At 70.5% G+C, this 2,887-nt stretch carries 1 protein-coding gene and 1 pseudogene; both read left to right on the top strand.

The genetic code is table 11. The annotated features are described in order from the left end of the window. The coding region (locus AC1D12_RS29875; protein WP_477844850.1) for a hypothetical protein at positions 1–1,430 on the top strand (1,430 nt) is incomplete at its 5' end. Further along, a pseudogene (locus tag AC1D12_RS29870) lies at positions 1,427–2,887 on the top strand (hypothetical protein); the annotation flags it as partial. The gene AC1D12_RS29875 and the pseudogene AC1D12_RS29870, both read left to right, overlap by 4 nt.

The raw sequence follows: 2,887 nt of genomic DNA, 5'->3' as shown, positions 1-2,887 counted from the left end.
GCATCGTGCTGTGCACGCCGAAGCAACGGCGGGTGCAGCACCTGCTGCTGAAGTTCAACGGGACGGGTTCGCAGACGCGCCGTTTTCTCTCGGCGCTGAGCAGGCACGTGACGTACCGGCCGAGCGATCCGAAGCCCGGCGGCCCGCAGCTGAGCATCGGCTTCACGTACCGCGGACTGGAGGCGCTGAAGCTGCCGCTGCGCGTGCTGCTGGTGCTGCAGAAGCTCGCGCCGTCGTTCCACCTCGGCGCGCCGGTGCAGGCTACGACGCGGCTGGGTGACACCGCATCGAGCGCGCCCGACCACTGGGACAGCGGCTTTCAGCTGGAGGCGCTGCATGCGGTGATCAGCCTGCACCACGATGACGACGCCGCGTCCACCGAGTTGCTGAAGCGGGTCGAGCGGCTGGCGAAGGGGTTCTGCGTGCAGATCGACGACACGGTGCCACGGGGCGAGAACTTCAGCCTCACGCCCGGCAGGCCCGAAGAGCGCTGGGTGCATTTCGGCTACCGCGACGGCCTGTCGAAGGTGGGTATCAATGGCTGGTCGCACGACCCGGACATCCCCCCGAAGGAGCACCGCAAGCTGCGGAAGGTCTCGATCCACAACCCCGGCGAGTTCCTGCTCGGCCACCCGGACGATGGTGGTGCCAACCCATGGGCGCTGGCCGCGCAGCCGCAGGCGGTGCGGTCGTTCTTCTGCGAGGCGAGCTTCGGCGTGCTGCGGCAGATGGCGCAGGACGAGCCCGCGTTTCGCGCCTACCTGAAGCAGCGGGCGAGGTGGATCGCCCTCGGCAGCCGAGGCACGATCGACGAGGATGACGCGATCGAACTCGTACGGGCCAAGCTGTGCGGCCGTTTCGCCGATGGGCGGCGCATCGACCCCGAGACGCAGCAGCCGACCGGTGCGCCGGGCGAGGACTTCGACTACGCAGGCGACGCGGAAGGCAAGGGCTGTCCATTCGGCGCGCACATCCGCCGCATGAACCCGCGTGGGGGCCAGATTGCGCACCAGCTGCGCCGGCGTCCGCTGCTGCGGCGGGGCGCGCCGTACGGAGACCGGTGGCAAGAGGGCGAGGCGCCCGGCATCGAGCGCGGCCTGCTCGGTCTGTTCTTCTGCAGCAGCATCGAGAACCAGTTCGAGCACCTGCTCGGCGAGTGGGCCGACCGCGTGCCGATGGGCAACCTCGACGAGGGCAACGCGAAGGACCCGCTGGCCTCGCGCCATGAGGATCCCGATGCGAGCTTCGTGCTGCCCGGCGACGCGTTGCAGCGCGGCGGCGTGACGGAGTTCAAGGGCCTGAAGCCGTTCGTGCGCACGCGCGGCACCGCCTACCTGCTGTACCCGACGAGCGACGGCCTGGAGCAGCTCGCGACCGAGGACCATGGCCACCTGTGGGTCGACGCGGTGGACCGGGAAGACTACGAATGACCGCGCGAACGGCCGCGCCGCTGCTCGACACCGGCGAAGACTTCGTCGAAGTGCCCGAGCCGCTGACCGAGCGCCCGCCGGCCGACCGCTTCTGCGACCTGGTGCTGACGGGCGGTGTCGCGAGCGGCGTCGTCTACCCGTGGGCGATCCTCGAGATCGCACGCGCATTCCGCTTCAAGAGCATCGGCGGCACCTCGGTGGGCGCGATGGCGGCGGCACTCGCGGCCGCAGCCGAGTACGGCCGGCGCAACGGCTACGACGACGGCTTCGAGGTGCTGCGGCGCGCGCCGGGCGATCTGGCGAAGCCGGGGCCGCGCGGGCTGCGCACGAAGATGCTGTCGTTGTTCCAGCCGGCGCCGGAGGGGCAGCGGCTGTTCGATCTGTTCGTCGGCGCGGTCGACATCTACGGCGAAACGCGCCGCAGCCGCGTGCCGCGCTGGGTGCGGCTGGGCTGGCCCGCCTTGCGCAGCTATCGCAAGCCGGCGTCGTGGGGCGGCCTGCTCGGCCTGCTGATCGCGGCCGATTGCGCGCTGGTGCCGCCGTTCAGCTGGGGCAGCCTGCTCGGGTTCGTGATGGCGATTCCGATCTGCGTCATCGGTGCCGTCGTGTTCTACGGGCTGCTGCCCGACCTGGACAAGGGCCTCGTGAAGAACGACCTCGGCCTGTGCCACGGCAAGACGCAGCCGGGCCGCGACCCGAAGACCGACCCCGGCCTGATCGAGTGGCTCGACAAGGGCATCCAGCTCGCCGCCGGCCTCCGCCGCGAAGACGCGCCGCTGACCTTCCGCGACCTGTGGTCGGCACCCGCCTCGCCGGGCGCGCCGCGCGTGGCGGTGGGCGATGGCGACGACCGCCGGCTGCGCTCGATCAACCTGGAGATGATCACGACCAACGTGACGCACGGCCGGCCGTACCGGCTGCCGCTGCAGGACGAGACCGATCGCGTGTACTTCCGGCGCGTGGACATGGAACGGTTCTTCCCGGACCGGGTGGTCGCGGCGATGGTGAAAGCGGCGCGACCGTATGCGCCGGCCAGCGATTTCGATCCACCGGCCGGCCAGGAGGCGGAGAGCGAGGGGCTGTTTGAACTGCCGCGCGGCGACCTGCCGATCCTCGTCGCGGCGCGCATGAGCCTGAGCTTTCCGCTGCTGTTCTCGGCGGTGCCGCTGTGGGCGGTCGACCACGAGATGCCGCGCGAAGAGCGGGTGTTGAAGCGCTGCTGGTTCTCCGACGGCGGGCTGTGTTCCAACTTCCCGATCCACCTGTTCGATGCGGCCGTGCCGCGCTGGCCGACCTTCGGTCTGTGGCTCGGCCAGCGCAACCCGTTCCGGCGCAACGTGTTCGTCTGGCTGCCGAAGACGCACCTGCAGGGCAGCCGCGACAGCTGGCAGCGTTTTGACCCGGACGATCCTGGCACGCAGGTGCAGGCACGCGAGCGCCATGGCAAGCCGCTGGGT

Source organism: Rhizobacter sp. P1_G5 (assembly GCF_056405435.1).
Note: the sequence above shows the minus strand (reverse complement) of the source record. Positions and strands in the feature narration are given on the sequence as shown.